Origin of the sequence: Bradyrhizobium sp. 132, assembly GCF_023074185.1 — a bacterium.
In the GTDB taxonomy this organism is placed as follows: domain Bacteria; phylum Pseudomonadota; class Alphaproteobacteria; order Rhizobiales; family Xanthobacteraceae; genus Bradyrhizobium.
The window spans coordinates 1-5,023 of the sequence record NZ_JADPKY010000175.1; the positions used below are offsets into that span (position 1 = coordinate 1).

A 5,023-nucleotide genomic window follows, 5' to 3' on the forward strand; every position below is an offset into this window, starting at 1 on the left:
CGTCAACGCGTTGTCCGACACATGGATACCGCGGCGACGCGCCACGCGAACAAAATAGGCGTCAAGCGTCATTCAAAAGGGCTGCAGAGCTACGCTTACGCTCTTCCGTGAACCGTGCTCGCTTCATCTGTCCGTCCTTCTTCGGGCCGGACTCCAACTCCTTCTGGAGGAAATATTCAGTGGCAGGTCACCACCATCACCCGGACCCCGCCTGACGGACCGATCACCGGCTCGCCTTCAGCGCCTGGACGATCGACGCAATCATCGCCGTATCCGCTCCACGACCGGCTCGGATCGTGATGCCGTCGACTTCAATCTTCAATCTCGATGATCCCGCTATCTGGCTTGCGCACCGCTTTGCGCTCCCGGTGAGCAGTTGGTACCGGCACCACGGCGTCCACCACCGCGGGCACAAACTGTACTTCGTCCGCCTCGGAATGACCGCCTGCGGCTTCTCGCAACTGACGCCGCCAGCCAAACAGCTGCTGCGGCGGACCAGTTGAATTGCGTCGACCAAGACGCAGCTCAAGCGGCGGCAAACTGGAGTCGGATAGAAAGCCGGATGCAAGGCTTCCGAGCTGCGACAATCCATGCCGTCGAGCCACGGAACACACCGAGCCGCCACCTCAAACCCTGCGCACGAAGCGCAAGGTTGATCAGGCTTGCGCGCCTCGCGCCTGTATCCCAATCCCACTCGATACTTGGCAACAATAAAGGGCGGCTGCCGGAGGCTTACGACTTTCGAAGCCATGCATTTGGAGCACAAGTGAGATTGCTCCCAAACGCGTCAGTGTAATAGGTGTCGACTAAAAATCCCGCCTTTTCGATCAACTCGAGGCCATCGATAATCTCTTTATTTGCATTCATAGGATTGTCTTCGATCACATAGTAATCTCCGGACTCCATAAAGCTGTTTAGGTGAGAAAATACCGAGAATATCTGCACATGCGCATCGTCGATCACAAGCCACGGATGACGCAGTCTCATCAAAAGTTCTTCATCGAAGTTGGCAACGTTCAGGTCAATCTGATGAAAGGTGAGAAGTGGATGTCTTGCAGTTTCATGGATACATTTGCTATTCCAATCAAACGAGTGAACCTCACCTAGGTCTTCACATAGCACCGACATATGATCGGCAAACCACAATCCGCTACCGCCCTGGAGCGAACCGAGTTCTAAGATTGTCCTCGGCTGAAGCTCCCAAATGAGCCTAGTATACAGAGCCAAGTCGAAAGGGGTCTTGATGTTCATCAACCCTTTGTACGTCAGCGCTAAGGCTCCAACCGTCGTGGAGCGATTCGGAAAAATTTTTGGATGAAGGGACGACATCCATCCTCGCTCTGAAGGTTTTGCAAATCGCTCGGAGTGGTCAGCGTTCACGACATTGCTTATTGCGATTCCCACGTCGAGAGGTCCCCACGGCCTTAATTGATCGCGATAGTTCTTGTTTGCGGTCTCCCAAAATGCTTTGTATCCGGAATCAATTTTCATAGGTTTATCTCCGTATTGCGCTTATCGTTGTCACTTTAGAGACAGCTCGATCGCCTCGTCTCAAAGACAATCAAATCATTGACTGCTACGCTTAGCCAGCTATCAAACCTAATAGTGCTGAACCTTGGCCCCAGTTTATACAATCCTCAGTTCGAGCCGCCTGTTGGGTTTTCGCAGGGGGGTGGGGGTAGCACCAGCGGGACCTGGCGTAGAGCCTTGGCATAGCGCCGTGTCAAATCGCAGCGCGGGACAGGGAATGGCGAACTCGCGCGGCGTTTTGATCCGAGCTGCGAGTGTGGCCGCGTGTCATCTGTAATCGCCCCGCCAGCATCCGAGGGCAATGCGAACCTAGGCCAGACGTGAAAGACGTCTCGTTTTCGGAGTTTGCCTCTAAAGCGCTCATCAAGCTGTCGATGAAGGCGTTTTGCATAGGTCGCCGGACGTGATGTTGTGCCATTCGACGCGGCCGTAATCACCAATTGAATGGCCATGCTGTGAGTTCGGTGCCGTTGTCATTGACCACCATCTTTCGGCTTGCCGCGCTCGATCATCAGCCGGTCCATTTCCCGCCCCAATGGTCACCTTTGCCGACCCTGCGCGCCATCCGTTTCGCCACGCAACTCCGGCGCCGGTGCGGACTTTCCCTTGAATGCTGATACGACTAATTCTTGACACAGATGCTCCTCACCAAAGCTGGTAGTGTCTGATAAGCTGTTAATGACGTAACATGAAGTACTAAGCCGTGCAGTTGTGGCGCTGCTCGCAGCGATCAGAAAAGCTAAGCGAGCCAGCGGAAAGGTTACGACTGTCGCCCAAACTTTTTTCGGTTGAAGGCCCAATGATGCCCCCCGCAAAAATGAAACAAGAACAGATTCGAGAGCGTGTCAGAAATGTGACGCGCAGAATCGAAGCGCAGGAATCCGCATATGAGACGGTGACTGTTGGTCAGATTGTGTCAGAGAGGGCGAGAACGCATGGATCAAGGACTGCAATTGACGTTTTCGACCGGGGTCAGCGTGCAACCTACTCCGACATGGATCGGTTATCCAACAAATATGCGCACGCGTTGCGCGGGTTCGGCGTACGCAAGGGCGACCGTATTGGAGTAATGCTACCCAATCGCATCGAGTTTCCGATCCTGTGGTTTGCTAGCGCGAAACTAGGTGCAGTGCTGGTTCCCCTCAATATCCGTTACACCCCAAGGGAGATTGAATACATTCTGAGCGACGCACAGGCCACGTTCGCGCTCGTGGACGAGTCCGCGTGGTTAGTTTTTTCGGCTATGAAGCCGTGGCCACAACACCTCGCCAAGGAACGAGCAATTCTAGTTGGACAGCTTTCCGACACGGCTGCCACTGCTCTTGATGCGCTGCTAAAGGACGCCCGCGACTCCTACGTGGAGGAGGATATCCGTCCCGACGACCTGTTGAACATTCAGTATACTTCGGGGACGACAGGCTTTCCGAAGGGCTGTATGTTGACTCACGATTACTGGGGCATTTTCTCGTATCAAGCCGCGAGTTGGGATGATCAGCCGTACCAGAGGTATCTCTCTGCGCAGCCTTTCTATTATGTCGATGGGCCATGGCATCTTCTGCAGTCATATCGACTTGGTGGCATCCATTACCTTGCTCCGCGCCTCAGTTCGACTCGATTCATCGGGTGGCTCAAGCAGCACCGCATTGAGTGGTGCCAATTTCCCGAGCTGATCGCGCGCCACGCCGAGGCAATCGACGAAGACGGAGTGACGTGCCTAAAGCAGATCCTAAATTGGGGCTGGGGACCGGATGTAGTACGACAATTCCGGAGGCGCTTTCGAGTGCGCACGCAGGAAGCTTACGGAATGACGGAAATCGGGTTCGGCACGCGGATGGCTAACGAATTCGACGAGCTGGCCGACTCAAGTTCAGTAGGGACTCGCGCACCTTTTCGGGAACTCCGGCTGATAAACGAGGATCGCAACCTCACTTCAGATGGCGAAATCGGCGAGCTGTGGGTGAGAGGGCGCGGACTCTTCAAGGGATACTGGGAGAATGCGGAGGCAAACGCCGCCTCGTTCGAAGGCGAATGGTTCAAGACCGGAGATCTAATGCAACGCGATGAACTTGGCTTTTATTGGCTGGTAGGGCGCATGAAGGACATGATCCGCCGTTCGAGCGAGAACATCGCGGCACGCGAGGTGGAGTCGGTCATCCGTGAGATTCCCGAGATTGCGGATGTGGCAGCGGTGCCAGTTCGCGATGCTAAGCGGGGCGAGGAGGTCAAGATTTACGTCGAGCTGAGGGAGGGCTGTGCGCCAGACAATTTCACGGTCAAGCGTATTCTCGGGCATGCTCGTGCACGGCTTGCTGTGTTCAAGGTGCCGCGGTACATCGCCTTCACTCCGGCTCTTCCAAGAACCACGTCCAGCAACAAAGTTCTTAAACGTGAGCTGATGGCCGTAGCTGATCCGCTTTCCGGCGCCTACGACGCAGAGGAGAAGAGGTGGCGCTGAACGTCGTTGTCCCAGTTCTCCGGGTTGGTGGCCCGCGGCTAGGGCTCCGGCCGTCGCAATACGACGCATCTGAGGCTGCAGGACGAGATCTGCGGGCTCTTCGATCTCGGCCCGCTTGAACAGCGTGGCCACGATCCCAAACTAGATGCGCAACGCAGAACGGGATGCTCGATGGCTCCTCTCGTCGTCAGCATCAGCACGTGGCTGTGATGTAGGAGCCGGGCGAGCATCGCGGTGGCGACCACGGGATCGGCGAACACTGTGCCCCATTCGGCAACGCTGCGGTTCGACGTGATCAGCATCGCGCCGGTTTCGTATCGCCGGATGACCAGTTGGAAGAACAGATGGGCCGCGTCAGGCTCAAGGGGCAAGTAGCCGAGTTCGTCGACGATGAGCAGCTTTGGCTTCGACAGCGCGAGAAGTTTCTCGTCCAGGCGTCGCTCGCCGTGCGCCTTGGCAAGGCTAGCGACCAGCGTCGTCGCCGTGGTGAACTGCACCGTGTATCCGGCCAGGATCGCCTCTCGCCCGAGCGCGATCGACAAGTGCGTCTTACCTACGCCTGTCGAACCAGCGTCACAATGCCGGGTGTCCGGCGTTCGAGGTGCGGATCTTCTATCCGTTCCATCCACGGGCCGGGCAGATGGTGCAGGTCGAGCACCGCAAGCGGTTCGCCGGCGAGGATCATCTGGTCGTGGTTCAGCCCGACGGCACGCTCGCCCTGATTCCGGCATGGATGAGTGAGGAGACGGCTCGCTCCACGGCAATCACCGGCTCTCCTTGTTTATCTGTCGATAGGCTCGTCGAGCTGCGCGTCCGGCTCGATGCGCTTCTAGCCTCGCCTGACGGGGAATCAGCCCCGCACCAAGGAGGCGATCATGCGACCACGACCGAGCCGGCAGCGAGACCTGTTCGAAGTCGATCAAAAGATGTTGGACATTCCGACCACGCAGAAGCCTCTGCTTGTCAGCCTGATCGAGCGCATGCTGGTCGAGGCCCTAGCCGACGACGACATCGCGACAGACGCGGCCAGCGACAAGG

At 56.8% G+C, this 5,023-nt stretch carries 4 protein-coding genes and 1 pseudogene; 1 reads left to right on the forward strand and 4 read right to left on the reverse strand.

Going from position 1 to position 5,023, the window contains the following annotated elements; genetic code table 11:
• Positions 1-311 precede the first annotated feature (311 nt).
• Together IVA74_RS38645 and IVA74_RS38650 are read right to left on the reverse strand one after the other, a co-directional pair.
• Positions 312-587 (reverse strand): hypothetical protein, encoded by a 276-nt coding sequence (locus IVA74_RS38645; RefSeq protein ID WP_247353099.1) that lies wholly within the window; start codon positions 585-587, stop codon positions 312-314.
• A gap of 145 nt (positions 588-732) precedes the next feature.
• Complete coding sequence (locus tag IVA74_RS38650; RefSeq protein ID WP_247353101.1) at positions 733-1,491, reverse strand: CmcI family methyltransferase; 759 nt, start codon at positions 1,489-1,491, stop codon at positions 733-735.
• An 838-nt stretch (positions 1,492-2,329) separates the two neighbouring features.
• Here IVA74_RS38650 and IVA74_RS38655 point away from each other — a divergent pair.
• Positions 2,330-3,985, forward strand: coding sequence for a class I adenylate-forming enzyme family protein (locus IVA74_RS38655; protein ID WP_247353102.1), 1,656 nt, complete (start codon positions 2,330-2,332; stop codon positions 3,983-3,985).
• 176 nt (positions 3,986-4,161) lie between these two features.
• Here the strand turns inward: IVA74_RS38655 and IVA74_RS38660 are convergent.
• Together IVA74_RS38660 and IVA74_RS41030 are read right to left on the reverse strand one after the other, a co-directional pair.
• Positions 4,162-4,545 (reverse strand): annotated as a pseudogene (locus IVA74_RS38660) (ATP-binding protein); the annotation flags it as partial.
• Entirely contained in the window at positions 4,539-4,670 is a 132-nt protein-coding gene (locus IVA74_RS41030) for a hypothetical protein (protein WP_256469205.1), read from the reverse strand. The pseudogene IVA74_RS38660 and the gene IVA74_RS41030, both read right to left, overlap by 7 nt.
• Between the last annotated feature and the right edge of the window lie 353 nt (positions 4,671-5,023).